This window comes from Vibrio superstes, from assembly GCF_003569005.1.
Classification (GTDB): domain Bacteria; phylum Pseudomonadota; class Gammaproteobacteria; order Enterobacterales; family Vibrionaceae; genus Vibrio; species Vibrio superstes.
Genome location: NZ_BCUR01000004.1, coordinates 1,882,113 through 1,908,395 on the forward strand (window position 1 = coordinate 1,882,113; position 26,283 = coordinate 1,908,395).

The window sequence follows — 26,283 nt, forward strand, 5'->3', positions numbered from 1 at the left end:
GTCAGTGTTAAATGGATGTTACAAATGTTAGCTTGTACTTTTCGTAGAACTCTCTAACATATTAACTAGTTGAAGGGATTTCATAGAGTGATGACATGGAAGCATTGAAAATACCTAACCTCAATATCGGTAACGTGTACGACTCGAGATATCAAAACAACGAGTTTCATGTAGAGAAATTAGATAGCTTAGCGCTGTTTTTTGGTCGAAGTATGCCGACACACTATCACGACCGGTATTATCAGATACATTGCATACTAGAGGGCAATACCCACGTCCTTCTCGACGAGTCTCACTACTCAAAGCATGGTATCACGCTGTTTTTTACCCCTCCCACGGTTCCCCATTCCTTCGTTACCGATGATCATGCCAGTGGCTTTGTCATCACCGCGAGTCAAACCTTAGTATGGCGCTTATTGGACATCGAGATTGGACGAAATGATGTTGCTTCCACCGCTATGCAGCCCTTTTGTGTGGAGATAGATGCAGACAATCGACTGATAAGACTTTTTAAAGCTCTGTTACAAGAACAAGAATCCAATGATTTTATGAGTGACGTGGCCGGTCAATCCATCATGCAATTGATCCTGATTGACGTGATCCGGCTTGCGAGTGATCAACCTACCAACACCAGTTACCGTAGCGCGGATGTGCAAGTATTTAACCAGTTCAGTCAATTAATCGAGGTGCAATATAAAGCCCATTGGGCCCTGCCTCAATATGCGAACGAACTGAACCTCACCACGGCTCGACTCAATGATATCTGTCGCCGAGTTAGCGGGCTTTCATCCAAAAGATTGGTCGCAGATCGAGTGATGCAGGAAGCCAGAAGATTGTTACTGCTGACAGCAATATCAGTGCAAGAGGTTGCGTTTGAATTGGGTTATCAGGACCCTGCTTATTTTGCTCGATTCTTTAAGAAGAATGCAGGGGAAACAGCCTCAGGATTTAGGGAAAGAGAGCAACAGTAATTGCTCTCTTGTATTGGATTAGTAGACGTCTAGGTCCTGAGCTAGAGTGTAGGTTCTGTTATAGAACTCGGAAAATTCATTATCAACAGATTCAGCGCTAGTACCAAAATAGAGTACATGATTAAGCACCATTAATTGAGGCTGTATTTTATCCCCAATCTTAGCTAACTCCTCTGTCGAGGTATGCGCTTTTTGATGGTAGTTTTGCCAATCTTCAGTGCGTTTAGACAGGCCCTCCATGCTATACACCTCATGGATTAAGATATCCGCGCCCTCATAATTTTTTACCACAGACTCGTCAAACGTCGTATCGCCTGACACCACGATCACGCGATCTGGTGTGGTAAATCGATAACCTAGAGCATAGCCATCTGGCCAATCACCATGGCGAGCATTAAATGCCTCAACCGTGACATTCTCATCTTTATAAACCTGCCCAGGTTGCTTAATGATCTGAGTGTTCACTTTGTAGCCATTAGGGTTGGCAGGTTGAGCGCCCTTCATTCGGTGTTGAATATCCGTATCAAAGGCCTTCAACGTTTGGTCCACTAAGAAATTAGTGTTTGGCGGTCCATAAATAGAAATAGGCTCTTTACGGCCCAGCACCCAAGGGGTTAACACTAGGTCGGCGATCCCCATGGTGTGATCCGAATCTAAATGGGTTAAGAAGGCATACTTGATAAAGGTAGGACGCATGGTATTGCCCGGGAATCCTGCATAGCCTTGACGACGTGCTGCATCAATTTGTCTAGCAACACCTGGCCCAAAGTCCACTAAATACACCGCACTGTTAACCACAATGGCAACAGATTGTCCTGAGTGGTTTGCATCATTGAAAGGCGTTCCTGTCCCTAACATAACCACCTGAGTAATATCCGACGGCTCGATGAGATCAGCAATGGCCTGAGTCGACAATAAACTCGCTAATCCAAGTATCATACCCGCTACTGTGTTCTTTACTGTTCGATTCATTTATTCAGTCCACCCATAAACATGTATTTCATCTCCATATACTCTTCCATACCATGCCTAGAACCTTCACGGCCCAAGCCCGACTCTTTAACGCCACCAAAGGGGGCCGCAGCCGTAGAAATTAAACCCTCATTAATTCCCACCATACCTGCCTCTAATGCCTCGCCCACTCGCCAAGCCCTGCTCAGTGACTGGGTGTAAAAATAAGCAGCTAAGCCCGAATCTGTATCATTGGCACGCTCGATAACCTCGTCTTCATCAGAGAACCTAAACAGCGCGGCTAGGGGACCAAATGTTTCCTCACTCGCCACTATCATCTCGTCAGTCACTTCGGTAATCACAAAGGGTGTTACAAGTTGACCACCCTGACTTGGAAGCTCTCCACAACGAATTCTTGCTCCCTTCAAGCTGGCATCTTCAACGTGGGATTGCACTTTTGCTATCGCTTGTGAATTGATCAAGGGACCAATTTCAACGCCTTGCCCAAATCCATCACCCACCTCAAGCGCACTCACTCGTGCGACTAATTTGTCAGCAAATTCTTCATAAACGGCATCATGGACAAAGATACGATTCGCACAAACACAGGTTTGGCCTGCATTTCTAAATTTGGCGATCATTACCCCTTCAATCGCTGAATCAATATCGGCATCATCAAACACAATAAAGGGGGCATTGCCGCCTAATTCCAGCGCCATTTTTTTGATGGAAGAAGACGACTGGTTCATCAAGATCTTGCCTACGTTAGTAGAGCCGGTGAAGGAAACCTTACGCACCTTCTTATTTGAGGTCAGCACACTGCCTATCTCTAGCGCATCCCCGGTGATCACATTGAATAATCCTCTTGGTAGGCCTGCCTGCTCCCCAAGCTCCGCTAAAGCAAGCGCAGTAAAGGGGGTTTCCGGTGCCGGCTTTAATACCACAGAACAACCGGCGGCAAAGGCTGGAGCACACTTTCGAGTGATCATAGCTGCTGGGAAGTTCCACGGTGTAATGGCCGCCACCACCCCTATTGGTTCTTTTGTGACGAGTATTTTCCCATCCGTTTTATGGCTTGGGATTATTTCGCCATAGGCACGCTTTGCCTCCTCGCTATACCAAAGGACAAAGCTTGCCGCATAGGCAATCTCTCCCTTAGCCTCAGCAAAGGGCTTGCCTTGTTCGGTGACTAAAATAGTGGCGAGATCGTCCGTGTTCTCAACCATTAAGTCGTACCATTTTCTAAGGATGGTCGAGCGATGCTCCGCCGTTGTGTCTTTCCAATCAAGATAGGCGGCGTGGGCCAGTTCAATACAAAGCTCGGCTTCATTTCGCCCCAAGCGTGGCACTGTGCCAATGGGTTGCATTGAAGATGGATTGATCACGACATCATTGTTGTCGCAAGTTGAAGTAAACCACTCTCCGCCGATATAACTGCGTTGATTAAACAAACTTGGATTATCGAGTTTCATTACGCTACCTACTCTGTCACTTCAAACACAACATTGATCTGGCCTGTCCCTGAGCTTGGGAAGTATTCAGTAATAACCTCGCTTTTCCCTTGGTAGTCATCCCAACCTAAGGCACCAAACAGCATGGCGGTATCATGCATTCCCCCTTCACCCGAACATAGGTTTGCGTAATCCGGAAGCATTTTTATAAAGGTTGAATAATCACGCTTAGCCCATAAATCCAACACTCTAAGGTCTACTTGGCGATTAAACTCCTTGGAGATAGTGAAGGTGCCGTTGTTGGCCTCATAGTCTTCATTGTTCCAGATACGATGTGATAATGAGCCTGATGCAAGAAGCATAACTCGGCTGTTGCTGGCCTCGACTGCCTCTCTGATTGCTTCCCCTAGCTTGCGTGAAGATTCGAGGTCGTGCACCGTGCACCAGGCAGCAATAGACACCACCTTGAACTGAGCGTCTTCATTCATATAACGCATCGGGACCAAGGTGCCGTATTCGAGTTCGAGCGATTCAACCTTATGAGAAAGTGTAAACCCCCCCTTCTCGGTGGCACGATCAGCAATCAGATCGCCGAGCTCCGTATTGCCATAATATTGATACTCTAGATTTTGAATAAAATGTGGGAATTCATTACTGGTGTAATTCCCGACGAACTTATCCTTAGAGTTGATGTGAAACCCAGCATTAACCAACCAGTGTGTGTCCAATACCACGACGGTATCCACATCAAGGTCTTTCGCCATTTGTGCAATCTGCTTATGTCCATCGATAGCGGCCTCACGACAACCATGTAAACGACCTGGCTGCTCTGACATGATCATCGTCGGTACGTGTGTGATTTTTGCTGCAACACAGAGTTTTCCCATCATTTCCCTTCCTTTTCTAAGCTCGCTTCGAGACCTCTCACATTCAGAAATCTCGCAATCAGTAAATTAATTAAGACTAAATATTGCCAAGGCTATTGTTGTCATTACACTCACACTAACCATTGCCAACAAGGTGGTGGGAAGAAGCACCGCAGAACAGAGCCCTTCCATTTTGTACTTTTGACCAATGACGGAGTAGATCCCAAACATTGGCATACTAGCGAGAATGACCGCGACCGCACCCATGGTGGGCTCTAACTCAAACCAGATTAAAATCATTCCCAGTAAGATCAGTGGGTGAAGAATCAATTTTCCCAACACAACCGTACTTATCTCTTTCTTCATCCCATTAACGCGAACCCCTATCAAGCCTCCGCCTATCGTAAAAAGTGCGACCCCAGTGACTGTGCTCGCCAGCATATCTATCATCTTCGATGCGGTTTCTGGGGTGGGTATGGAGAGCGCCGATACACTCATTCCTAACACTATCGACAACACGATTGGATTCTTAGCCAAGTTCTTTAAGGTGCTTGTAAACCTAAGCCGAACACTCGAATCAGATTGAACACTAAAAAAGTCTGCCAGCATCAGTAGCAAGGGGAGCATGATCAAATTCTCTACGATTAAGGTCAGAGAAAATGGCACTAAGGCTGCCGAACCAAACAGAAAATAGATGATAGGAAAACCGATCAACAGGCTGTTTGAGAAACTACCACCAAGGCCCAGAATCACGCTCTGTGTCAGATTTCGCTTTAGTAATGCAACACTCACTCCCATCACTACCGCGAAGGCCAACATGGAGCCAAGCGCGTAAACCAGCAGATACTGGGTGTCCCAAATCTCAACCAAGGACTTGGTGCTCAAGGCGCTAAAGATCGCGGCCGGCAGTCCAAAATTAAACACAAATGCAGCCAGAACCTTGTGTCCATTCTCCGGCATGATTCGTGTCTTTGCGGCCAAAAAGCCCAAACCAATCAACAGAAAGACAGGCAAAATGGTAAACACGACATGTAGGAGTTGGGCAACAGACACTGGGCTTTCCTCTATTACTAGGCTTTGCTTTGGGCTGCCAATTTCTGGTGAATGTTATTTTTCTTAAAGTTGAGTTGTGGATGAAGCTCAATCATCTCAAACCCTATGCTCAAAAATTGCTCCTCAAAGACAGGCTGAAGAAAATCGGAAAACACCGTGAATATGCGCTGTGCAGCCTCTTTTCTTGTCGCAATATCCCGACCTGTTCCTATCTTCGCTGTCAGATGAATGAATCGATTGCTAGGGTCTTCATCGGCAATAAGGTAGTAGTCACTCTTGATTGCACGAGTGCGAATACCGCCTTTTGGAAATACGCCAGTGTTGATAGCCTCTCGATGAATAACCTTCATCAATTGTGGAACGTCGATATCCGACTCCAGGTTTGGAGAAAATTCCATAATAAAATGTGGCATGTTGTATTCCTTGCTTAGAAGACTCACTGCAAAGCTCAGTGAGTCTTTCCTCTATTGATTATCCGATTAGTGCTTACCAAGACTTGGAACATTATGAGTATCATGTGCAATACAGATATTCTTAGTCTCCATATAGAAATCAAAACTCCAGTCTCCTCCGTCTCGGCCTACACCGGACATCTTCACTCCGCCAAATGGGGATGGAAGGTTACGATTATTTTCTGAGTTCACCCAGATCATGCCCGCTTCGACCTTGCTTGCCATTCTCATTGCACGCCCTGTATTGGCTGTCCAGATGTAGCCTGACAATCCATACTCGGTATCATTGGCGATCTGTAAGGCTTCTTCTTCAGAATCAAACTCAATACAGGTAAGAACCGGGCCAAAGATCTCTTCTTTAGCGACTCTCATGCTGTTGTTTGCTTCGGTGAACAAGGTCGGAGTTAGGTAATTTCCAGCCCCCAACTCATCAAGCGCCCTGCCACCTACCGCAATGGTTGCTCCATCTTGGGTAGCTGCATCCATATAGCTGAGCACTTTGTTGTAATGGGTTTTATGCACTAACGGGCCGACCTCTGTTTCAGGGTCTAGAGGGTGCCCAACCTTCAAGCTCTCAACGCGTTGTTTAAGCGCCTCAATAAACCTTGGTTTAATGCCGTTTTGAATCAATAGACGACTGGAGCTGGTGCATCGCTGACCGTTTAGGCTGTAAATCATGAAAACAACGGCATCTAAGGCCCTATCAAAATCGGCGTCATCGAAGACAATAACTGGGTTCTTGCCCCCTAACTCAAAGTGCACACGCTTAAGGGTTGGGGCTCCTTGGGCTTGAATCATAGAGCCTGTTGTCGTCTCTCCAACAAAGGCAATCGCCTTGATGGCTTTATGCTCAGTAATGGCTTTACCTGCCACTTCCCCAAACCCATTCACCATGTTCCACACACCCGCAGGCAAGCCCGCGGCTTCTGCACACTCAGCCAAGATCCCGGCGGTTAATGGGCTAAATTCGGCAGGTTTGTGCACTACGGTACATCCAGCGGCTAAAGCAGGAGCAATCTTCCAAGTAGACAGCATAAATGGGGTATTCCAAGGCGTGATCACGCCCACAGGACCAATGGCATTGCGTAGGGTGTAATTCGTATGATCGTCTTGATGGAGCGATAAGCCGTTCTTTGCTTCAGGTGATTTATCGGCAAAGAAACGGAAATTTGCTGCACCGCGGATCGCTGCCTGCTTCATAAAGCGCAACGGCTGCCCGCAATCCATAGATTCAACTAGAGCGATTTCTTCAGCGCGCTCCTCTATCTTATCGGCTAGGCGATGCAGGATTTTCTTGCGCTCCGTTCCAGAGAGTTCAGCCCAAGCAGCAAACGCGGTTTGCGCAGCTAAACACGCCTGATTCACATCTTCTTGCGTTCCCTTCACCACTTTTCCCAAAGATTCATTGGTCGTTGGGGTCAGGTTGTCAAAGGTCTTACCCTCAGACCCAAGGGTCCACTCACCCGCAATATAGTGGCCTAACGTATTGTCTCTATATTTGGATAGAAATTGTTCGGCCTTGGTCAGGTTTGTATCGAGTTGTTGTGTCATGATTTCGTTCCTTTTCTAGATGCGTTTAACGCTGAGCGTAAAATTCTTGTTCAGAGAGAACCGGATTTTCTAGCGTTCCTATTTGCTCAATAGAACAGCTCACCACATCTCCTGGCAGGATATCCTTGAGTCCCTTAGGTGTGCCTGTGGCGATGAGATCACCAGGCTTCAATGTCATGAATTGACTCAGGTATTCAACAAGAAAAGGCACGTCAAAAATCATGTCAGCGGTTGTACCCGATTGTGTTAACTCGCCATTCACTCGGGTTTCTATCTTGAGGTCGCTGAGATCTTTTATGTCGCCGGTATCGACAATCCAAGGCCCCATCGGACAGAGTGAATCTCGGCTTTTTACACGCAGGTTGGGACGATAATAGTTTTCTAGGTAATCTCGAATCGCGTAGTCATTACAGATGGTAAAGCCACTAATGTAGTCAAGCGCGTCTTCACGCCTTACGTTTCTAGCCTCTTTGCCAACAACCGCCACCAGCTCACACTCATAGTGCATAAATTCAATGCCATCAGGGCGGTATGAAGGCTGCTGATGAGCCGTCAAGGTATTCTGTCCCTTTAGAAATACTAACGGCTCTTTTGGTGGTTCAAAGGCAAGCTCTGAGGCATGGTCAGCGTAATTTAACCCTAACGCGAAGATAGTGCCGGGATTCTCTAAAGGCGATAACCAACGAACATCATCAGATGCAATCACCTCTCCCTCTAGCGTGGTAATGACGTCCTGTTCGTCCACTAGAACATCCAGTACCTGACCGTGATGACTGATTCTTGCGCGCTTCATGCTTCCACTCCTTCAATATTATTCTCTAGGCTAAGTACATTCCCTAGGCATGAGCTGACCTGGTCGCCAGGTTGCAACTCCACTCGCTCACCAGCAAAACCTACAGCGATGACATCTCCCTTTTCTAGAGTCATGATGTGAGAGATCTTATTGATAAGCTGTTCAATGGTTCGAGATTGTTGACTCAATGGGAAGGTACGCTGCAGTGCGCCATTTACCGAGGTTTGGACCTCTAGAGCAGCTAAATCAGCGACATCAGACTTTAAGATTGGGGCTGATATCGAGGCCGAATTGTCTATACACTTTCCTTTGATATCTGGACGGTAGTAGCTGGTTTCTGGCAAAGAAAAATCATGGAAAAGAGCAAAACCCTCAACATAATTCATTGCCTCGCTTTCCGACACGCGACAGCATTGTTTTGCCATAATCACAGCGACGCTTGCTCCCACCACTAGGCTGTCGGCATGGGTAGGCCACTCAATTGAATTGTCGCCCTGCTGCCAGGTATTGTGAGGTTTAAAGTATAAAACCGGTTCAGTGGGCAGTGCTTTGTATGGCTGTTGCTTGAAGGTGTCTGCCATATGCTCTAGTTGCTGCTTGTCATTGAGAGCAACACAAATCACCTTTCCTTGTAGTTTCGTTTTCATCGTTGTTCCTACGTTTTAGGCTGTAAGGGTTAATAAACATTGTCGACTATGGTGGGTTCGATATCGTTAACGTGTTTCAATTGATTGGCGAGGTTTTCTGCGCTCAATCTCAGCAAGAGTGTATCCACTCCCGCCCCAATGAACTTGACGCCTCGGGATGCGTACTCTTGAGCTTGTTTGGGGTTTAAAGACAAGATCCCAGACGCTTTACCGGACTGATTAATGACTCGAATAGCGTGGTCAATCGCTGCAACGACCTCCGGATGATCAGGGTTACCTATGTGCCCCATAGAACCAGATAGATCGGAAGGCCCAATAAAAATGCCATCAATGCCTTCAATGGCCGCTATCTCTTCGATATTGTCTATGGCTTGCTTGGTTTCCACTTGAACCAAGATACAAGTTTGGTCATTCGCTCTATGCAGATATTGTGGGATTCGATTCCATTGCGATGCTCGCGCCAAAGCACTTCCGATACCACGTGTACCAAGGGGGGGATACATCGCTGACTTAACCACCTCTTGTGCTTGTTCTGCGGTGTTCACCATTGGAACCAAAAGAGTTTGCGCGCCAATATCCAGCAAGCGCTTAATCAATGTTGGATTTGAGTCTTCAGCCCTAACAATACTGGATGCGCTATGAGGCTCTAATGCCTGAAGGTGATACTTGATATCGGAGAGGTCAAATGAGGCGTGTTCACCATCAATCAACACCCAATCAAACCCAGCGCTACCACATATTTCAGCGCAGCTGGTATCGGGTAATCCAAGCCACAAGCCCCACAATGGGTCACTTTGCTTTAATGCCTGTTTAAAATGATTCTCGAACATAACGCGACCCTCCTATACAAATCTGACCGAGATGCCACCCAAAGCACCAAAGTCTGCATGCACCGTATCACCTTGTTTAACGGGCACCGGACGAGTAAACGAGCCCGCTAAGATCACCTGGCCTGGCTCAAGTGAGACTCCATGAGGTGCAAATCGCTTGCAGACCCAGCAAATACCATTTGCCGGGTGCCCTAACACCCCCCCCGCTAGGCCTGTTTCTTCTATCTGACCGTTGAGATACAACATAGAGCCAGCCCAACGCAGATCCAGTTCTGTGGGTTTGATTGGTCGGCCGCCCAAGATGATTCCAGCATTGGCCGCATTATCCGCAATCGTGTCGTAAACCTTACGCGTATAACCTGATTCAGGGTCTGTGCGGTGGCAACGTGCCGCGATTAACTCTAAGGCTGGTACGACATAGTCCGTGGCATTCAACACATCAAATATTGTGACATTGTCACCTTCTAACTTTTCTTTGAGCACAAAAGCAAGCTCTACCTCAATGCGCGGATCTAGAAATTCAGACACATCAATCTGCGCACCATCACTAAAGAACATGTCATCTAACAGAACACCATAATCAGGCTGGTCGATGTTTACGGCCATCTGCATAGCGCGGGAAGTGAGACCAATCTTGTACCCCTTGACCTTCGCTCCCTCTAATTTCTTTCTATCAACCCAGCGCTTTTGGATGCCATAGGCATCGTCCATCGTCATTTCGGGATAATCCAAGGTCAGTGCTGGAATTTGCTGTTTTGATTTTTCCGCTTTATAGAGGCGTTCAGCAGCCACTTGCATTTGATCTTCCGTTAACATTTTGTTCCCTTTTGTTTCAGTGTTGGCATCTATATAGGCTTCTTGGTGTTAATGAATGGCCGTAAGATAGTGTTCTACAGACTTGAATGTAGTTAACATGTTAAATACTTTACTTAATATATTAACTAATGTCCAAAAATTACACTTCAATACCTAAGTTATTGATAAATAATTACTTATTTGCATTTAACTCAATTACAAGCAAGCACACTGTAAACCTATTGCAGTCGATATGTGATTAGAGTCACTGTATCTGGCATTATTTGAGAGGGTAGAAAGGCTTGATTTCTTGCGAAGTGACGAACAAGTGCTGATTAATTTTTGATTCATTGATCTGGTTAACACATCAAGCAAAATCAATACAACTTTTTAACATTATCGATTTGAATCTGTAGATAATTAGTTAATATGTTAAGTATCAAAGCAAAACAACGACCCATATAAATGGGCAAGGCTCTGCAGTAATAGAGCACCCTACACACCGTGAAACGAAAGGAAATATGCTATGCGAGCAAACAAGATCGCCGCTGTTACTACGACGGCTTTACTACTTATAGGTTCTTTTTCGGCTCAGGCTGCACCGGAAAAAATCATTAAGATCAGTACATGGGGTTCACCAAACCATGGTATTAACAAAGTGGTTTGGCCTACATGGGGCGCTTGGATAGAAGAAGCAACCGACGGTCGAGTGGGTATCAAGATCGAATATGATTTAGCTCCACCCCACACACAAATTGACGTTGTGACCGATGGTATTGGCGATGCGACTTGGATTTTTCATGGGCATAAGGCCGGTCGTTTCCAACTCACCCAGTTGCCTGAAATCCCTACCTTTTCTGAGGGCTCAAGTTCTGAACTTATGTCTCAGGCTTATTGGAGAACCTACAGCAAATACCTAAAAGATGGACGCGAGCACAGAGGCGTTGAGGTGTTGGCTTTGAGCGTTCATGGTCCAGGCCAACTTATTACCAAAAATCCGGTTGAGTCATTAGACGCCTTGCAAGGTAAGAAGATCCGTGTTGGTGGTGGCGTCATATCATCCGTCGCTAAAGATATGAAGGTAACCCCTGTCTTCATTCCAACGACCAAGGTCTATGAATCCATCTCCCAAGGCGTTGTTGAGGGTGCCTATCAACCTGTGGAGGCATTAAGCTCTTTTCGCCTAGCTGAGGTGGCAGACAATACTTTGGTTATTCCTGGTGGTTTGTATCGTGGTAGCTTCGCTATCGTCATGAACCAAGACACACTACGCAGTCTCTCAAAAGAAGACCAACAAAGCATTAAAGACGTCTCTGGGGAACAACTATCACGCCTGTTCGGCAAGATGTGGGATGACGTGGATAACGCAGCTTACGAGACGGCTTTAGAGGGAGGCCATACCTTTACTCCTGCAACTGAAGAAATGATCACTGAGCTCAAAAAATCGAGCGAGCCATTAGTGACGACTTGGCACAAGGCAGCGCAAAAACGCAAGGTTGACGGACCTGCAGCCTATGCCTACTTCCACCAGCAACTAGAACAAGGACTGTAATTTCTATGAATGGTTTTAGTCTATCTAAGGCCATACAGCGAGGGCTTGAGGCCCTTGCTGCCATCAGCCTACTACTCATGATGTTGATTACGTTTGTTGATGTGACTGGTCGCTACTTCTTTAACGTCCCAGTGATGGGTTCTACTGAGCTTATTGAAGTACTGCTCGCAGTTATGGTGTTTATGGCGTTTCCTCTCGTTTCTTGGAACGAAGAAAACATCTGTGTTGATCTCATGGACAATTACTTCCCCACCAAATGGATTGGTGTGAGGCAAATTGCTATCAACCTTATTTGCTCAGCTTCATTGATCTTGGTAGCCATGATGAACTGGAAATTGGCAGGTCGTTCAATGGAGTATGAAGAAGTGACCGAAATCTTAGAGATGCCATTGGGGTATGTGACTTACCTCATTTCAATCACAGGCTTTGTGGGCGGTAGCTTGACCCTATTTAATGCGCTTGTGTATGGCAAGAAACTATTTTCTCGAACTCCCCCTTCCGCCGATTTAACCGCTAAAAGCAAGGAGGCTTAAATGATTGAGTCCATTATTGGCTTTGCAGCCCTAATCATAATGGTATTCCTACGCTTACCCTTAGCATTTGCTATGGGGGTTGTCGGTTTTATTGGGTTTTGGTACATCAATGACTACAACTGGAATGCGGCTATGTCTATGGCGGCAAGACGAATCATAGATACCGGTCAAGACTACAGCCTGTCCGTCATTCCACTCTTCATTCTAATGGGTAACTTTGTTACCAAAGCTGGATTATCCAATGAGCTTTATCGCGCATGTAACGCATTTGTAGGGCACCGTAAAGGAGGCTTGTCTATGTCGACAATCCTTGCTTGCGGCGGATTCTCAGCGATTTGCGGTTCTAGCTTAGCCACTTCGGCAACCATGTCTAAGGTGGCCATGCCACCGATGAGAAAATACGGTTACTCCGATGGTTTAGCAGCCGCCTCGATTGCAGCCGGAGGAACACTCGGGATCCTTATTCCACCCAGCGTCATGTTAGTGATCTATGGGTTATTGACTGAAAGTAGTATCAGAGAATTATTTGCTGCTGGCTTTCTTCCTGGATTGCTAGGCATCGGCCTTTATTTAGCGGCAGTGCAATGGGTGGTATTTAGATCACCAGAATCCGCTCCTCCTGCCGAGCGAGTAACGTGGGCAGGTCGCTTTGTCGCACTCAAAGGGATTTTATCGACATTACTGCTATTTGTATTGGTCATGGGTGGAATCTATATCGGCGCCTTCACTCCCACCGAGGCAGCAGGCATAGGTGCGACGGGTGCATTTGCGCTTGCCGCATATCGCAAAAAACTGAACTACCAAGTAATGCGTGAAATCCTGGTTGATACAGCAAAAACATCTGCGTCTTTATTTGCCGTTGTGATCTGTGCGCTAATCCTGTCAAACTTTATCAACCGAGCTGGTTTACCAACCGCATTGGTAGAGATGATCCAAGAAGCGAACGTGACACCAATGATGGCGCTAGGCATTATTCTGCTTATCTACATCATTCTAGGGTGCGTGTTTGAAAGCATGTCCATGATGTTACTCACCATCCCTATTTTCTTCCCTGTTGTGGTGGAGTTGGGTTTTGACCCTATTTGGTTTGGTATTGTGGTGGTCGTGGTGACAGAGATAAGTCTGATTACTCCCCCCGTAGGACTCAATGTCTTTGTATTATCCGGCATCATTAAAGACATCAATACCGGTACCATTTTTAAAGGCGTGTTCCCATTTTGGGTGGCCGATATGGTCAGACTCGCCATTATTGTACTCGTCCCTGCCATCGTTCTATTTCTACCTAACATGTTGTACTAACTGCAAAAGGGCTTCCTATTGAGGAAGCTCTTTTTCTTGTTTTATGTCGGCTCCCTTTGTGTCCTAAGGAAAACTAAAACTACCTATATCACCTGATGACTTCAGCGCTCATCTGATATATGTTGTATTGGTAACAAGATATTATGAAGATTTGTCTAATGACTAAATACGAAGATTCACTCCCTTTGCAGCTCATCCGCGCTAGGGAAATAACCATGGAATACTTCCGCCCTATTCTTGCGAGCAATGACATCACAGAGCAGCAGTGGCGAGTAATGAGGATATTAGATGTAAAGGGGGAAATAGACTTCACCACGCTATCTCAAGAAAGCAGTATCTTAAGTCCCAGCCTCACCGGCATCATCAATCGTTTAGAGAAATTAGAGTACGTAGAGAAACGTAAATGCGCTCATGATGGACGCAAGACCTATATTCACTTAACCGATAAAGCAGAGCATTTGGTGGAGCAATTAAGACCACAGATAGAAAATCAATATGTGGCGCTAAAACAAAGAGTGGGGGCAGATAAGTATGCTCAACTGTCACAGTTGCTCAATGACTTGATCGATAGTTAATACCACCTCGCACTAACGAGGGCGTTTCTGCTTGTTAAAGTTCTCGATAGTGTGGTTGAAATGGTGCATGTAGGAATCATTGCTTCACAAATAGTTTGCCTTGTTCTCAAGCCTCTTTCTTGTACACCTTCTGATGCAAACAATTATTGTGATTGGCATAAAACAAAACACCCGCTTTACGCGGGTGACTTGTTTCGGTAATGCTAAATTATTACTGATTAAGCGGCTTCGCTCACCTTCACGTTTGCCTTAAGTTCCATAAACTGTCGATCAAAGTACATCAATGCATCTTTGTCTTGAGTAGCAATGGCTTCAACCTCCAAGAAGAACACTGTGTGGGTACCTACTTCCGTGGTATCACTGATTTTTCCTTCAAGAGTGGTCAATGCACCTCGCAGTACTGGCACTTGATGTTCATTGAGGTGCCACCCAGGAAGCTTAAATCGCTCTGACATCTCTAACCCCGTCATACCCGCAAAGTGCTTGGACATTTCTTGTTGTTCGCTCGCACACACGTTGATGCACAGACGACCATTTTTCTTGAATATCTCATTCGAAGCGCTGTTTCGATTCACACAGACTAACAATGTTGCAGGACTGTCTGTTACCGAACATACCGCAGTTGCTGTGATACCCACCGTTCCCGCATCACCTCCCGTGGTCACAATGTTTACAGCCGCGGCCAACTTAGACATAGCATTACGAAATTCTTGTTGTAGAGACATGTTTTATTCCTCGTTAGATGACAATAATTGGGCGTTTTTATAAACGCTCCTTGTTATGTGTCTCTATTGTGGTTCAAAACCCAGATCTCGAACATAGACAGAAACCGCAATCGCTTGCACTTTTCATAGTCTCTCAATCGGGTGCGTTTGACATCATGCAAGTGATGCCTAAAACAGCATTAGATTGGTACGTTGAATCAATTCTGTCGGTCTAATTTTTTTTAATAGCTCGCCTGTCTTGAACCCCACCATCATAGTGCCAGACACTATAAAGTCCTGATAAATATGGACTTTATAGTAGTCATACTTTTAGTTGGAATTAAACATCAATGAGTACCAGTGAGTCTAATATCCCTTGCCCACTATGAATGCCACCTTCATTTTCACTCGCGGGCTTGCTCCGAATAAGGTAACCCGCATAGCCATTTTGTTCTGTTACCGGTTCACCTTGGTAATGAGCGGTAAACAAACCAATCTCGCTGACAAGGTCCGTTACCAGAGACTGCTTGCCGTCACGAACAGCAATGGTTGGCATATCGCGCTCATGAGGGTACAGGCGTTGCATCAGTGCCCAGGCATCGTACTCTTCTGGTTTTAACTGGGCTAGAGTCTGGCTAATATCCTCACCAAATACGCAGTGTCCACCACCCTCGCCTTGGTTCTTGAGTACCCATTGTTCCTTATCAGCAGAGGCATTGAACCACTCGATGTTCTGTGTTGATACCGGCTTCATATCCGCAAGCACACTCTTAACCAGTGCCGCCTCTTCAAGGGACAAACCCCAACGAGCATATTCTTCTGATGGCATCATGGTGAGCAACATCTGCATCGACTTGCTGGTTGCCAGCTGCTGACTGATGGTGGCATTCATAGCAACAAAATGCTGTTCTATGAACAGGCGAGTTTGGCTTAATGTTTGACAGCAGATGTCTTCGTTAAGATCCGGAGCCCAATAATCTGTGTACTGATAGCCAGCGCGCAGATAAACCGTATCGATAGCGCCCACGCCTTGTAAGATCAGGCGCTGGTTATCACCGGTTGAAAGCTGTGCACTCAGCTGCTCAAAGGTGCGACGCACAGTTTTAATCCCGAGATTTTGCAGTGCAATCTCTAGCAGATGCTGATCATAAACGTTGTCTTCATCTTTTTGTACGATCATCAAAAAGGTTGGCTTTTGTTCGAGCGCGCAGTCTCCTAACTCGGCAAAATGCGCTTTCACTTTCTTCGCTGAGGTGGCAATACCCAGTGCAAGCTGTTCCATACCCTGATTATCCGCTGGCACCGCGGTCTCATCTTCTAGCCAATTACGATAAACCTCGCCCCATTGATTCTCGACATAGCGGTGTAGCTCAGCTGCTCGTTGACCAAATGGCCCCATTCCTGCTGCAATGCCATTGAATTCGATGACTTTTGCGCCATGCTGACGATCATCCATGAAGTCGGTGCGCATGAGTAACAAAGGTTGTCTGGCAGGTTGTTGGCGATGACTCGCATCCCCATGTGGCTGCTGATGTAACTCCATTAAACGACCAAAGAAGGGATCCGCTTTTGCCATATCGCTCAGCGATGCCTGTAAAAAGTCATGGTCTTCAGACACATTACTCACGAGCTTTGCGATCAATGGTGTCACAGATAACAAATGCTGGTATGCAGAACGCTGCATTGTCATTGGTGCAATGCTAAAAGGCACGTGCCTGGCTGTATTGTCTTCTTGACGAAAGGCAACGCCGTGCATGATTTCCCATTCAGTGACATCTTCAATAACCTGTTGAGATACTAATTGCTTGTTATTCATACTCTTAAATTCTTCCTAATACGTTTAATCATGCAACGCTAACAGGCGTTAAACCCAGCGTACTGTTCTGATGTTCGTCTTCTTCTTGCGCTTTTTGCGCAAGGTATAAATCTCGATAGTCACCTGGCTGTTCAATCAACTGGTGATGGGTACCACTTTGAACCAATTCACCCTTGTTCATCACCAAGATCTGATCGGCGCTTTTGATCGTCGATAGACGATGTGCCACAGTGATGACAGTGCGACCATCTTGGATACTTTCGAGTGCTTGTTTCACCGTTTCTTCTGATTCACTGTCAATATTTGCTGTCGCCTCATCCAGCAGGAATACCTTAGGGTCGTGTGAAATAGCGCGCGCCAAGGCCAACAATTGCCTTTCCCCCACGGACAGTGATGCTCCACCGTTGCGCGGCTGGTGATCGAATCCATCGGAGAGACGATGAACAAAGCGATCCGCTTTCACCGTCTCCGCTGCTCGTATAGCTTTATCTCGTCTAGCTTCTTGGCTTTGTAACGGAGTTGAGGACTCGTCATCACTAAGAGCTATATTGTCAACGATACTGCCGCTAAATATGGTGGGGTCTTGAGACACCAAGCCAAACAGTTTTCTTAGTTGCGATTCAGGCAAGCTCTGAATAGGCTGCCCGCCAACAAGAATCTCTCCGTGTTGTTGCTGGTAAAAACGCATCAACAAGTTGATCACCGAGCTTTTACCACTGCCGGTATGCCCCACTACTGCCGTAAATTGGCCGCCTTTAGCGGTAAAGCTAACGTCTTTAAGTACAGGTTTATCTGCCTCGTATCCCATGGTGACATTACGAAACTCAATGTCATGAGCCGCATCGATTTTCACGTCTGGCTTGGCGTGATGGTGTGCTTCTGATTCATCATCCAATAATTCAAAAACACGTTTGGATGCCACCGTGGCAACTTGCAGTTTATGCAGCTCCATCGATAGCTGACGGAATGGGTCAAAGAAGCGTTCGATGTAATTCAAGAACGCATACAGGGTACCAATCTCGACAATGGTTGACATGGATGCACCAGCAAACCATGCCACAATACCGGCGGCGGTTAAGGTTGAGATAAGGCGCGTTAACGGCAACAACATCAGGCTATCAATAGCTATCGACTTAGTCCTAAACTTGAACCAGCTGTCGTTATCTTTCTCAAACTTCGCTTGGAAGGCCTTCTCTTGGCGAAACGCTTGGATTAACGCCATCCCTTGTAAAGACTCGTTGATCTGCCCGTTAATGTTGCTGACTTGAACTCGGATGCCATCAAACACCGACATAGAGATCTTACGATACAAGTGCATCGTCAATAAAAGGACAGGAATCAAAACCAGGCTCAGTAGCATCAAGTGCCAATCCAACAAAGCGATGGCAATGAAGATGGCGGTAATGCGCAGTGCACCTTGGATCACGGTTGGGATCGTCGATACATACATGTTACGCAGTGCTTCGGTATCATTGGTAATGTAAGAAACCAATTTCCCAGTGGCCAATCGATCAAAGGTCGCAATGGGGAAATTCAATACGTGACGAAATAACTGCTCTCGTACGTCCTTAACCACCAGCAATGCACTGTGTTTAAAGGTCACCGCTTGCAGGTAACCAAACACGGCAGCGAGTATGTAAAAAAGAAATACTAACCCGGTAAACATCAACAGTTGTTGCCACTCAAACTGTTGTGGCACGATCACCTCATCGAGTATGATCTTCGCGAGCCACGGAATGGTCATCTCTGCGGCAACCGCTAGAGCCAGCATCAAGAAGGCAAAAGCGAAACGCGCCTTGTGAGGGAGTGAAAAAGCAAACAAGCGACGATACAGCGCATCATTTTTCATTGGTTCAGGCTTCTGTGACTCTTTGTTCAATTGACTTTCTGCTTGAGACTTACTCATGATCAGTCCCCTTAGCACTGGTTTCATTTTCAGTGCTTTTTTCGCCCGTTACTGACTTCCCTAATTGGCTTTGGCGCTGATACACAGTGGAATACCAACCTTGATGGGCAACCAATTGATGATGTGAGCCTCGTTCTTCCACCTGCCCTTCGTTTAATACCAAGATATGGTCTGCCTCGATTAAGTTGGTCAAACGCTGCGTCACTAGCAGTATGGTTTTGTGTGAATAGTGAGCTCTTATATTTTGGCGAACACGCACCTCAGTTTTCATGTCCAATGCACTGAAGGGGTCATCTAAAAGAAGGATATCTGCGCCAGAAAGCAGCGCTCTTGCCAGAGTGACGCGCTGTCTTTGGCCTCCAGATAGATTCGTTCCTCCCTCGCGAAGCTCGGTATCAAACCCGTCAGGCATAGCAAGGATCTCATCTTTGATTCCCGCCATTTCAGCGACATGCTCAATCTCTTGATCTGTGGCTTCTGGCTTGGCCAAGGCGATGTTCTCTGTAATGGTGCCTGAAAACAGATGCGGTTTTTGAGGAACCCAGGCCATCTTGCGTCTGAGTGATTCAAAGGTCAGGCTATCGGTAGAAAACCCAGCTAAGTGAATACTGGATGATGGTTCAAGCTCAAACTGCCTAAGTGCTAAGTGCAACAAGGTACTCTTACCGCTACCCGTTGGCCCTGTGATACCAACCAAGCCACCGGCAGGCAGATCAAACTTCACCTTATCTACCGCCTTGCGGTTGCTGTTTTGATAAGTGAATGACTCAACATTAAATTGCATACTTGAGTCTGCATTGCGGGGTAAGGCCTTGTCACCCTCAACAACCTCAATGTTTTCAGCAAACAACCCTTCTAGACGACGCCATGAGGTGCTGCCACGTTGAAACACATTAAACTGCCAACCAAACTGCAAGAATGGGCCAAGCAATTGCCCAAGATAAAGAGTGAAGGTCGTAAACAAGCCCACAGTTATGCTGCCTTGCTCTATCAACCAGGCACCATATCCAAGGGAAATGACAAACGAAAGCCCATAAACCAATTGAATGGTAGGACTGAATGCCGCATCCACTTTAGCAACGGATAGGTTTGCATCGACCGTTTTTTCGAGGCTGTCTGTAAATAATTTCTGCTGGCGATCGGCTATACCGTGAGAGCGTACCGCGCGAATGCCCGATACCGTTTCTCGAGTCTCTTCGGTTAAATCTGAAAACGCCGATTGCGCCTGACCAAATGCCTTGTGCAGTTTTATACCATATCGACGGGTAATCAGAACCAACAACGGGAACGGCAGTAATGCCACTGCCGTCAACTGCCCACTCACCACAAAGATCATGCCCAAAATTACCGTAAAACCCGCAATCAAAGAATCCACCAAGGTCATGATGCCCATGCCCATTGTCTCTTCCACTGCATTAAGGTCATTGGTGGCATGCGCCATAAGATCACCAGTACTACGGCGAGCATAAAATGCCGGTGATAACTGTGAAAACTTCTGAAATAGTTCACTACGAAGCACACGTGTAATCGCGATAGACGCGCCATACAGCTTGCTTTGCCATACAAAACGTAAGCCGTACATTGCCACGCCAGCGACTATGATTCCGCTAACATGAAGAATTAGCGCTTGAGAATCTAGAGTCCCCTCGCTGATGCCATCTACGATACGACCAATTAACCATGAAGGCACAAGGTTGATCAGCGCAACAACCTGCAACGCCACGAAGGCTATCAAGTATTGGCGACCAAACCTTTTGAGGTAGTCCTTTAGTTTCCAAAGAATGTTCATAAATACACAGTTCGCTCTTGAGCTTGTTTTTCTAAAAATTAGGCGGAATCATAGCGCAAAGACTAGGGTTTCGCTCCTTGAGATTCAGTGGTTTAAACCACAATAAGACGAGTCACCTATATAAGACGTACAAGCTGGGAAAAAGACGAAAGTTTTTTGAAAAAAATCATAGAAAGATAATTGCACTACCCTTGTGCGCCTTCGTAGTGCTAGTACTGAACGCCTCTATCTTTTGGGTATATGCCATCACAGTGTTTGAACAGATACTTAAAATCATACCTATGCGTTATCAAGCTCGAAAATTCCTAAGAAAGTTTGATAGCAAGAAGGCCAAAGAATTGATGTATGACTGATGGAATCACTATAAATGGTTGGTGGTGCCCATTTTAGCGAACTGAAGCCTCTTCATGATTAGACTACTCAATGTCTAACAATGAAATAACCCACTTTTGTAGTAAGTCGTCATTGTATCTTGGGTGCCAAGCGGCAATCACATCAAAACCATCCGGTGATTGTTCAAGGGGTATATTCACCAAGTTTAGGCTTTCTACAGCCCTGGAAGGCAAGAAAGCGATGGAATCTGTGGTATCCAGGTACATAGGGACGATGGAAAAACACGGCGCAGACACCACGACGTTACGTTTCAATCCAAACTGTGCAAACCATTCATCAATCGAGCCCTTAAAATTTGGCCTAGAGGGAGAGGCAATAATCGTAGGGTAATGGGCAACCTCAGCCAAAGATGGTGCTTTATTTGCTATCGAAGAGTTGGGGGAAGTCACACACAAATGATGCTCTTCAAACAGCTTTAGCGTGCGGTAGCTGCTTGGGATATAGTCAGGAAAAGCGATAGCTAGGTTAACCCTGCCGCTCTCCATCAATTCATGAAGCGTATCAATCTCAAAGTCCCTCACTATCAGCTTGAGTTCAGGGGCTAGCTCTCTAATTTTGGAGATCAATTTAGGCAAAATGATCTGCTGAGCATAGTCCGTCGCCGAAATCACAAACGTGCCTTTCACTTTATTTGGCACAAAGCTAGAAGCCGAGATCAGGGAGTTAAAATCTATCAGCAGTTTATCCACCCCAATGGATAAGTTTTCGGCAAATGGAGTGGGCACAAAGCCATTGGTCTTGCGCACAAATAATCGGTCATCAAATACATCCCTGAGTTTCTTTAAATGCTCACTCACGGCTTGCTGGGTCAAACCGAGCTGACTGGCGGCTCGCGATGCGTTTTCCTCACGTATCAAGGCTTGGAATACTCTAAGCTGCTTGATATCCAATCGATCTAATTTATTCACTCGCACATCTACTTGTCATCCAAAACCATCAGCCACCCTAACATATAACCAAAATTTCTTGTATCACGTACAGAATTACTTTGTTTCCTCTGGTTTTGACTATCTCGTAAAGTACCACCATCAAATCAGAGAGTAGAGAATAGAAGAAATGAAAACAGTAATTTTAATTGGTGCAAACGGCAAGATGGGTCAAGCTGCATTAACAGGCCTAGGTAATCACAAAGTCATCACTGCAGGACGCTCTGGCAATGTTGACCACTTGGTGGATATTACCAGCGAGGAATCCATCGAAGCGCTCTATCAATCCGTCGGCCACTTTGACGCTGTGGTAAATACCGTAGGGCTTTGTGAATATGCAACATTCGAGGATATGACCGAGGCACAGTGGATGACAACCGTCATGAGTAAGATGATGGGGCAGATCAACCTAGTCCGTATTGGTCAAAAATACATTGCTGACGGAGGTTCATTCACCCTTATCAGTGGCATACTCAATGTGAAACCTATCCCTTTTGCTATTGCCGATGCAACCACTAGCGGTGCCATCGATACCTTTGTAAAATGCGTGGCTTTTGAGATGCCAAGAAACACCAGAATCAATGTCATTAACCCAACCGTGCTTGCAGAGGCATGGGAGGTATACGGTGAAATGATGCCAGGCTTTGAACCGGTATCGAGCAAACTGGTCGGCAAGGCATTTGAGCGTTCGGTTGATGGCTTCATCACTGGAGAGGTTATTTTCGTAGACGCTTAACTCGCTTGTTGAAATCAACGCAGAGATGCTTGGATAGGCCGTCACCCTAAATGCAAAAAGCCCTGACCAATTTCAGTCAGGGCTTACCCAGTAGATTAACTCAAGGCTAAGCCATAGATACTAATCGCTCCTTTATGACCTATATCTCTGATGGTTACTTTTCATTCAACCCTAGAGAGATTGATTTTGTGACGGTTTAACTGGGACTCATGACAATCTATTTTAATTCGTAAATCCGGTGTCAAAATGTTTCAAGATATTTCAGGGCTTTAGGGCGCTCTACCCTAACTTTATGATTTAATAAGATAAAACCTATAACCCCCAATGATTAATCTCTCGTTAACTGTTCATTAATTCATTCCAATTTATCACCATTCTTCACGCCGATAGACTCCGGCTCCCTTCTGGTTCAGCTGTGTTTTAAATGCTTTTCTTCGCCCAGCTTGTGATCACGAAGGTGACAAAGATTGCGGACCAACAAATAGGAAAATTATGAATATCAAAATTAAACTCGCGCTACTCATAGCATCATCTCTCGCCTTAAGTGGTTGTGTGGGTAGTAACGCGGTGACAGAAAAGCTGATGGGTTTCAACGTTAAGGTGGTAGACAATCGCTACGCTCGAGCGGGTGTGAACTTTCTGTTATCTCCCGTGTACGGTTTCACATGGTTAGCCGATGTATTTGTGGTGAACTCCATCGAATTTTGGTCTGGTACCAACCCGATCAACGGGAAAAATCATATTTTTGATACCAAGCTTAAAACTTATATTGAGATTAATGACAAAATCGACTCTAGCCTCCACGACGCACCGATCGATCCCTTAACCAAGGTCGAACCAAATCATGGCACCATTCGCTATCTGGACGAGAACACTATTGAAATGGAAGTGGTATTAAGCGATGGGGGAACGTCAAAGGTGACAGCGGTTCAAGACGGCGATTCGATTCTGTATTACATCGAGGACCAATTAGTTTCTGAGACAACACTGAACGCATTGGAAAAAGAATTTTCTGCTTCGTAGAAATGAATACCTATAGTTAATAATATAACCAAGGAAGGTTATCAGCTAATTTACTAAAGATGACCACATTATGTCGCGCGATCACAATATTGATTTAAATCTGTTTCGAATTTTTGTTGCTGTATATCAACACCGCTCCGTCAGTCGCGCTTCTGAAGCCCTAGGTGTAACACCTGCCTCTGTGAGCCAATCAATTAAAAAACTATCAACTGAACTTTGCTTACCGCTTTTTATACGCCAAGGCAGAGGGATTACACCCACTATTCACGCTCAGCAACTCATTGAACAGGTATCGCCGCTGGTATCTCAGTTTGATACGATCATTGAAGAGTGCATCTACAGTGGTCATCGAGCCAATGAGAAAACGCTTATCGTACACGCACCTGAAACGCTGATTTATGACCATATAGCGGATTCAGAAAAGATTAATAATGACCTCACGCGATACAACATCGAATGGGTGGATATATTTTATCGAAGTAGCGATAGTTATGAGACGCTAAAGCTTCACAATGCGGATGCACTCATCGATATATTCCAGATCACTGATGTAAACGTATGTAATGATTTCTTATTCGAAGATGAAATGGTTGTTGTCTTAGCTAAAGACCATCCCCGAATAAACGATAGCATTACTAAAGAGCAGTACTCGAATGAGTCTCATATCATTCTGAACTACCAGTTTCGAAATGCATCGCTGTTTGAGATGTTCTACAACCAAGAACCAATTAAACGCAAAATTTTATCAACGCAAAGCTCGTTAACATCCATGTTGTCATTGGTGGCTCGTTCAGAAGCCCTGTGTCTATGCCCCAAACGATTTGCCATGCAACAAGCAAACATACTTCCTATTAAAACCTTACCCTTCCCTGGGCCCGTTGAGTCTATTAGTTATTGGTTAATCTATCCCTCAGAGCAACGGGGATCTGATTCCATCAAGTGGCTTTATCACACGTTAACTGACTGGAAGAAAAATTCCGTCACCTGACCAACATCCATTCTAAATCTCAAAGCCGGTAATTGTATTGCTATGAAGCCTTCATAGCAGAGTACTTTGCGCCCGCTTTTTATCTCACCTTGCCGCGCTTTGTTTATGACAAAGGCCAAGCATTAACGATCGTTAAACAACAGAGGTACTTTGTACGTGTCTAACCCATTTAAATTACTGGTATTTTTGAGTATGAATGCACTCGTGTTGTGTATTACATCATTCGCGTATGCGCTTGAACTCCCAACCTCGAGAGCAAACACTTACGTCGGTGATTTTGATGCATTACACAGCAAGGGAGTAATCCGAATATTGGTCTCGCCCGATCTGGGTTTCTATCATATGGAAAATGGACGACCCAAAGGGATTGCTGCGGAACACATCCAACACTTTGAGGATGCCCTCAAAGAAAGTCATCCCTTGCTACGGGTTATTGTTTTTCCAGTAGATCGCTCAGACATCATCGAAAAAGTCGAACAAGGGTTTGGCGATATTGGCATCGCAAACTTAACGATCACGGAAAAACGTCTCCAAAAAATCGATTTCACCCAGCCTCTTCGTCAAGATATTGTCGAGTATTTGGTTACTTCCGCATCGGCTCCTGCCTTAACAGAAATTGAACAACTCGCAGGAAAAAAAGTATGGGTCAAAGTTGCATCAAGTCATTTAGATAGCGTACTTCAATTAAATGAAGAATTAACGAGTACTGGCCATAAACCAATAGAGATTCAATTAGTTGGTGATGATTTGCAAGATTTAGACCTATTAGCTTTGCTCGAGTCGAATGAAATCTCCGCGACAATAGTAGATAGTCATAAACTCAAACTATGGACTCAATTAAGCGATAAAATACAAATCCACGAGGACATAACCCTCCGTAATAAGGGAGAAGTAGCCTGGGCGATCAGAAAAAATAGCCCTCTCTTGAACAAGGAAATCAACGATTACTTAGCATCATCAAAACAAGGTACTCTGCTTGGTAATATCATTGATAATCGCTACTTAAAACGCACTAAGTGGATGAGCCGAGCATCTGACGCAGCGAAAAACGAAGAGCGCGCACAACTAAAAGTGATCTTTGGTCTATATGGTGACATGTATGATATTGATTGGATGATTTTACTGGCCCAAGCCTTCCAAGAGTCCACTCTCGATCATTCCAGAGTCTCTCATCGAGGTGCGGTGGGCATCATGCAAGTGATGCCTAAAACAGCATTAGATTGGTACGTTGATATCAACAACGTTTATGACTTAGAAAATAACATCCATGCTGGAGCTAAGTATCTTAGGTTTATACATGACCGTTACTTCGATAAGCCAGAGATATCAAAGGAAAATAAGGTGTACTTTAGCCTAGCGGCTTATAATGCAGGCCCCGCTAAAATCCGTCGCATGAGGGCCATTGCAAAGGAGCTAGGCTACAACCACAATAAATGGTTCAACAACGTAGAGATTGTCGCGAAAGCCAATATCAGTAATGAACCCGTCACCTACGTCGCAAACATCAAGCGCTACTTTACTATTTACAAACGACTAGACGCTTTTCAACATGAAAGAGAAGCGCAATACAGTGAAAGTACCATGGCATTAAACATAAAAGCACTTTCACCTTATTTTGCTTACTAGCGAAACAAACACAACCGCGTTTCCGCATTCGATTGCACCCCGCTACTGTATAGAAAC

Annotated in this window: 24 protein-coding genes; 9 read left to right on the top strand and 15 right to left on the bottom strand. The window is 45.5% G+C overall.

What is annotated here, in order from left to right:
• Positions 1 to 95: 95 nt before the first annotated feature.
• On the top strand, positions 96 to 971 hold the full coding sequence (gene hpaA / locus D5I41_RS16590) for a 4-hydroxyphenylacetate catabolism regulatory protein HpaA (protein WP_119010761.1): 876 nt from the start codon (positions 96 to 98) through the stop codon (positions 969 to 971).
• Positions 972 to 989: 18 nt separating this feature from the next.
• On the opposite strand, the gene D5I41_RS16595 is transcribed toward hpaA, so the two are convergent.
• From D5I41_RS16595 to hpaH, 10 genes are all read right to left on the bottom strand, one after another.
• Positions 990 to 1,943 (bottom strand): MBL fold metallo-hydrolase, encoded by a 954-nt coding sequence (locus D5I41_RS16595; protein WP_119010762.1) that lies wholly within the window; start codon positions 1,941 to 1,943, stop codon positions 990 to 992.
• Positions 1,940 to 3,394 carry an NAD-dependent succinate-semialdehyde dehydrogenase gene (locus D5I41_RS16600; protein ID WP_119010763.1) on the bottom strand — a complete coding sequence of 485 codons (1,455 nt, stop codon included), beginning with the start codon at positions 3,392 to 3,394 and terminating at the stop codon, positions 1,940 to 1,942. The genes D5I41_RS16595 and D5I41_RS16600 overlap by 4 nt, the downstream gene beginning before the upstream one ends.
• A gap of 8 nt (positions 3,395 to 3,402) precedes the next feature.
• A complete protein-coding gene (hpaD, locus tag D5I41_RS16605; protein ID WP_119011533.1) occupies positions 3,403 to 4,260 on the bottom strand; it encodes a 3,4-dihydroxyphenylacetate 2,3-dioxygenase in 858 nt (285 codons plus the stop codon).
• A gap of 66 nt (positions 4,261 to 4,326) precedes the next feature.
• Positions 4,327 to 5,292 (bottom strand): AEC family transporter, encoded by a 966-nt coding sequence (locus D5I41_RS16610; protein ID WP_119010764.1) that lies wholly within the window; start codon positions 5,290 to 5,292, stop codon positions 4,327 to 4,329.
• Between the two features lie 17 nt (positions 5,293 to 5,309).
• Complete coding sequence (locus tag D5I41_RS16615) at positions 5,310 to 5,705, bottom strand: 5-carboxymethyl-2-hydroxymuconate Delta-isomerase (RefSeq protein ID WP_119010765.1); 396 nt, start codon at positions 5,703 to 5,705, stop codon at positions 5,310 to 5,312.
• 66 nt (positions 5,706 to 5,771) lie between these two features.
• Positions 5,772 to 7,295: a 5-carboxymethyl-2-hydroxymuconate semialdehyde dehydrogenase gene (gene hpaE, locus D5I41_RS16620; protein ID WP_119010766.1), complete on the bottom strand. Its 1,524-nt coding sequence runs from the start codon at positions 7,293 to 7,295 to the stop codon at positions 5,772 to 5,774.
• A gap of 25 nt (positions 7,296 to 7,320) precedes the next feature.
• Entirely contained in the window at positions 7,321 to 8,088 is a 768-nt protein-coding gene (locus D5I41_RS16625; protein WP_119010767.1) for a fumarylacetoacetate hydrolase family protein, read from the bottom strand.
• A complete protein-coding gene (locus tag D5I41_RS16630) occupies positions 8,085 to 8,735 on the bottom strand; it encodes a fumarylacetoacetate hydrolase family protein (RefSeq protein ID WP_119010768.1) in 651 nt (216 codons plus the stop codon). Before D5I41_RS16630 ends, D5I41_RS16625 begins: the two co-directional genes overlap by 4 nt.
• A gap of 29 nt (positions 8,736 to 8,764) precedes the next feature.
• The gene (hpaI, locus tag D5I41_RS16635) at positions 8,765 to 9,565 is read right to left on the bottom strand and encodes a 4-hydroxy-2-oxoheptanedioate aldolase (RefSeq protein WP_119010769.1); all 801 of its coding nucleotides are present in this window, start codon (positions 9,563 to 9,565) and stop codon (positions 8,765 to 8,767) included.
• Between the two features lie 12 nt (positions 9,566 to 9,577).
• Positions 9,578 to 10,381 (bottom strand): 2-oxo-hept-4-ene-1,7-dioate hydratase, encoded by an 804-nt coding sequence (gene hpaH / locus D5I41_RS16640; RefSeq protein ID WP_119010770.1) that lies wholly within the window; start codon positions 10,379 to 10,381, stop codon positions 9,578 to 9,580.
• A 505-nt stretch (positions 10,382 to 10,886) separates the two neighbouring features.
• Between hpaH and D5I41_RS16645 the strand changes: the two genes are divergently transcribed.
• The 4 genes from D5I41_RS16645 to hpaR all read left to right on the top strand — a co-directional run bounded on the left by D5I41_RS16645 (position 10,887) and on the right by hpaR (position 14,319).
• A complete protein-coding gene (locus tag D5I41_RS16645; protein WP_119010771.1) occupies positions 10,887 to 11,912 on the top strand; it encodes a TRAP transporter substrate-binding protein in 1,026 nt (341 codons plus the stop codon).
• A 5-nt stretch (positions 11,913 to 11,917) separates the two neighbouring features.
• Entirely contained in the window at positions 11,918 to 12,445 is a 528-nt protein-coding gene (locus D5I41_RS16650) for a TRAP transporter small permease (RefSeq protein ID WP_119010772.1), read from the top strand.
• Complete coding sequence (locus D5I41_RS16655; protein WP_119010773.1) at positions 12,446 to 13,744, top strand: TRAP transporter large permease; 1,299 nt, start codon at positions 12,446 to 12,448, stop codon at positions 13,742 to 13,744.
• 158 nt (positions 13,745 to 13,902) lie between these two features.
• Positions 13,903 to 14,319, top strand: coding sequence for a homoprotocatechuate degradation operon regulator HpaR (hpaR, locus tag D5I41_RS16660; RefSeq protein ID WP_119011534.1), 417 nt, complete (start codon positions 13,903 to 13,905; stop codon positions 14,317 to 14,319).
• Positions 14,320 to 14,537: 218 nt separating this feature from the next.
• Here the strand turns inward: hpaR and hpaC are convergent, their stop codons facing one another.
• The 5 genes from hpaC to D5I41_RS16690 form a co-directional block, all read right to left on the bottom strand.
• On the bottom strand, positions 14,538 to 15,044 hold the full coding sequence (gene hpaC, locus D5I41_RS16665) for a 4-hydroxyphenylacetate 3-monooxygenase, reductase component (RefSeq protein ID WP_119010774.1): 507 nt from the start codon (positions 15,042 to 15,044) through the stop codon (positions 14,538 to 14,540).
• A 319-nt stretch (positions 15,045 to 15,363) separates the two neighbouring features.
• A complete protein-coding gene (locus D5I41_RS16670; protein WP_119010775.1) occupies positions 15,364 to 16,839 on the bottom strand; it encodes a glutathione synthase in 1,476 nt (491 codons plus the stop codon).
• 28 nt (positions 16,840 to 16,867) lie between these two features.
• Positions 16,868 to 18,745, bottom strand: coding sequence for an ABC transporter ATP-binding protein (locus tag D5I41_RS16675; protein WP_235868937.1), 1,878 nt, complete (start codon positions 18,743 to 18,745; stop codon positions 16,868 to 16,870).
• Complete coding sequence (locus D5I41_RS16680) at positions 18,738 to 20,534, bottom strand: ABC transporter ATP-binding protein (protein ID WP_119010776.1); 1,797 nt, start codon at positions 20,532 to 20,534, stop codon at positions 18,738 to 18,740. The genes D5I41_RS16675 and D5I41_RS16680 overlap by 8 nt, the downstream gene beginning before the upstream one ends.
• A gap of 416 nt (positions 20,535 to 20,950) precedes the next feature.
• Positions 20,951 to 21,835, bottom strand: a complete 885-nt coding sequence (locus tag D5I41_RS16690; RefSeq protein ID WP_119011536.1) for a LysR family transcriptional regulator — start codon at positions 21,833 to 21,835, stop codon at positions 20,951 to 20,953.
• A 148-nt stretch (positions 21,836 to 21,983) separates the two neighbouring features.
• Here D5I41_RS16690 and D5I41_RS16695 point away from each other — a divergent pair, with 148 nt between their 5' ends.
• The 4 genes from D5I41_RS16695 to D5I41_RS16710 all read left to right on the top strand — a co-directional run bounded on the left by D5I41_RS16695 (position 21,984) and on the right by D5I41_RS16710 (position 26,226).
• Entirely contained in the window at positions 21,984 to 22,589 is a 606-nt protein-coding gene (locus D5I41_RS16695; RefSeq protein WP_119010777.1) for a short chain dehydrogenase, read from the top strand.
• Positions 22,590 to 23,081: 492 nt separating this feature from the next.
• Positions 23,082 to 23,612, top strand: coding sequence for a DUF3332 family protein (locus D5I41_RS16700; RefSeq protein ID WP_119010778.1), 531 nt, complete (start codon positions 23,082 to 23,084; stop codon positions 23,610 to 23,612).
• A gap of 70 nt (positions 23,613 to 23,682) precedes the next feature.
• On the top strand, positions 23,683 to 24,600 hold the full coding sequence (locus D5I41_RS16705) for a LysR family transcriptional regulator (RefSeq protein ID WP_119010779.1): 918 nt from the start codon (positions 23,683 to 23,685) through the stop codon (positions 24,598 to 24,600).
• A gap of 192 nt (positions 24,601 to 24,792) precedes the next feature.
• Positions 24,793 to 26,226 (top strand): MltF family protein, encoded by a 1,434-nt coding sequence (locus D5I41_RS16710; protein WP_119010780.1) that lies wholly within the window; start codon positions 24,793 to 24,795, stop codon positions 26,224 to 26,226.
• Positions 26,227 to 26,283 lie beyond the last annotated feature (57 nt).

What these genes read in the sequence shown, in the direction of transcription:
- D5I41_RS16675 (WP_235868937.1), bottom strand. Translation starts at nt 18,745, where the DNA reads ATGAGTAAGTCTCAAGCAGAAAGTCAATTGAACAAAGAGTCACAGAAG.
- D5I41_RS16630 (WP_119010768.1), bottom strand. Translation starts at nt 8,735, where the DNA reads ATGAAAACGAAACTACAAGGAAAGGTGATTTGTGTTGCTCTCAATGAC.
- D5I41_RS16670 (WP_119010775.1), bottom strand. Translation starts at nt 16,839, where the DNA reads ATGAATAACAAGCAATTAGTATCTCAACAGGTTATTGAAGATGTCACT.
- hpaC (WP_119010774.1), bottom strand. Translation starts at nt 15,044, where the DNA reads ATGTCTCTACAACAAGAATTTCGTAATGCTATGTCTAAGTTGGCCGCG.
- D5I41_RS16595 (WP_119010762.1), bottom strand. Translation starts at nt 1,943, where the DNA reads ATGAATCGAACAGTAAAGAACACAGTAGCGGGTATGATACTTGGATTA.
- D5I41_RS16705 (WP_119010779.1), top strand. Translation starts at nt 23,683, where the DNA reads ATGTCGCGCGATCACAATATTGATTTAAATCTGTTTCGAATTTTTGTT.
- D5I41_RS16655 (WP_119010773.1), top strand. Translation starts at nt 12,446, where the DNA reads ATGATTGAGTCCATTATTGGCTTTGCAGCCCTAATCATAATGGTATTC.
- D5I41_RS16710 (WP_119010780.1), top strand. Translation starts at nt 24,793, where the DNA reads ATGAATGCACTCGTGTTGTGTATTACATCATTCGCGTATGCGCTTGAA.
- hpaE (WP_119010766.1), bottom strand. Translation starts at nt 7,295, where the DNA reads ATGACACAACAACTCGATACAAACCTGACCAAGGCCGAACAATTTCTA.
- D5I41_RS16625 (WP_119010767.1), bottom strand. Translation starts at nt 8,088, where the DNA reads ATGAAGCGCGCAAGAATCAGTCATCACGGTCAGGTACTGGATGTTCTA.
- D5I41_RS16680 (WP_119010776.1), bottom strand. Translation starts at nt 20,534, where the DNA reads ATGAACATTCTTTGGAAACTAAAGGACTACCTCAAAAGGTTTGGTCGC.
- D5I41_RS16650 (WP_119010772.1), top strand. Translation starts at nt 11,918, where the DNA reads ATGAATGGTTTTAGTCTATCTAAGGCCATACAGCGAGGGCTTGAGGCC.
- hpaA (WP_119010761.1), top strand. Translation starts at nt 96, where the DNA reads ATGGAAGCATTGAAAATACCTAACCTCAATATCGGTAACGTGTACGAC.
- hpaD (WP_119011533.1), bottom strand. Translation starts at nt 4,260, where the DNA reads ATGGGAAAACTCTGTGTTGCAGCAAAAATCACACACGTACCGACGATG.
- D5I41_RS16600 (WP_119010763.1), bottom strand. Translation starts at nt 3,394, where the DNA reads ATGAAACTCGATAATCCAAGTTTGTTTAATCAACGCAGTTATATCGGC.
- D5I41_RS16615 (WP_119010765.1), bottom strand. Translation starts at nt 5,705, where the DNA reads ATGCCACATTTTATTATGGAATTTTCTCCAAACCTGGAGTCGGATATC.
- hpaI (WP_119010769.1), bottom strand. Translation starts at nt 9,565, where the DNA reads ATGTTCGAGAATCATTTTAAACAGGCATTAAAGCAAAGTGACCCATTG.
- hpaH (WP_119010770.1), bottom strand. Translation starts at nt 10,381, where the DNA reads ATGTTAACGGAAGATCAAATGCAAGTGGCTGCTGAACGCCTCTATAAA.
- D5I41_RS16700 (WP_119010778.1), top strand. Translation starts at nt 23,082, where the DNA reads ATGAATATCAAAATTAAACTCGCGCTACTCATAGCATCATCTCTCGCC.
- hpaR (WP_119011534.1), top strand. Translation starts at nt 13,903, where the DNA reads ATGACTAAATACGAAGATTCACTCCCTTTGCAGCTCATCCGCGCTAGG.
- D5I41_RS16645 (WP_119010771.1), top strand. Translation starts at nt 10,887, where the DNA reads ATGCGAGCAAACAAGATCGCCGCTGTTACTACGACGGCTTTACTACTT.
- D5I41_RS16695 (WP_119010777.1), top strand. Translation starts at nt 21,984, where the DNA reads ATGAAAACAGTAATTTTAATTGGTGCAAACGGCAAGATGGGTCAAGCT.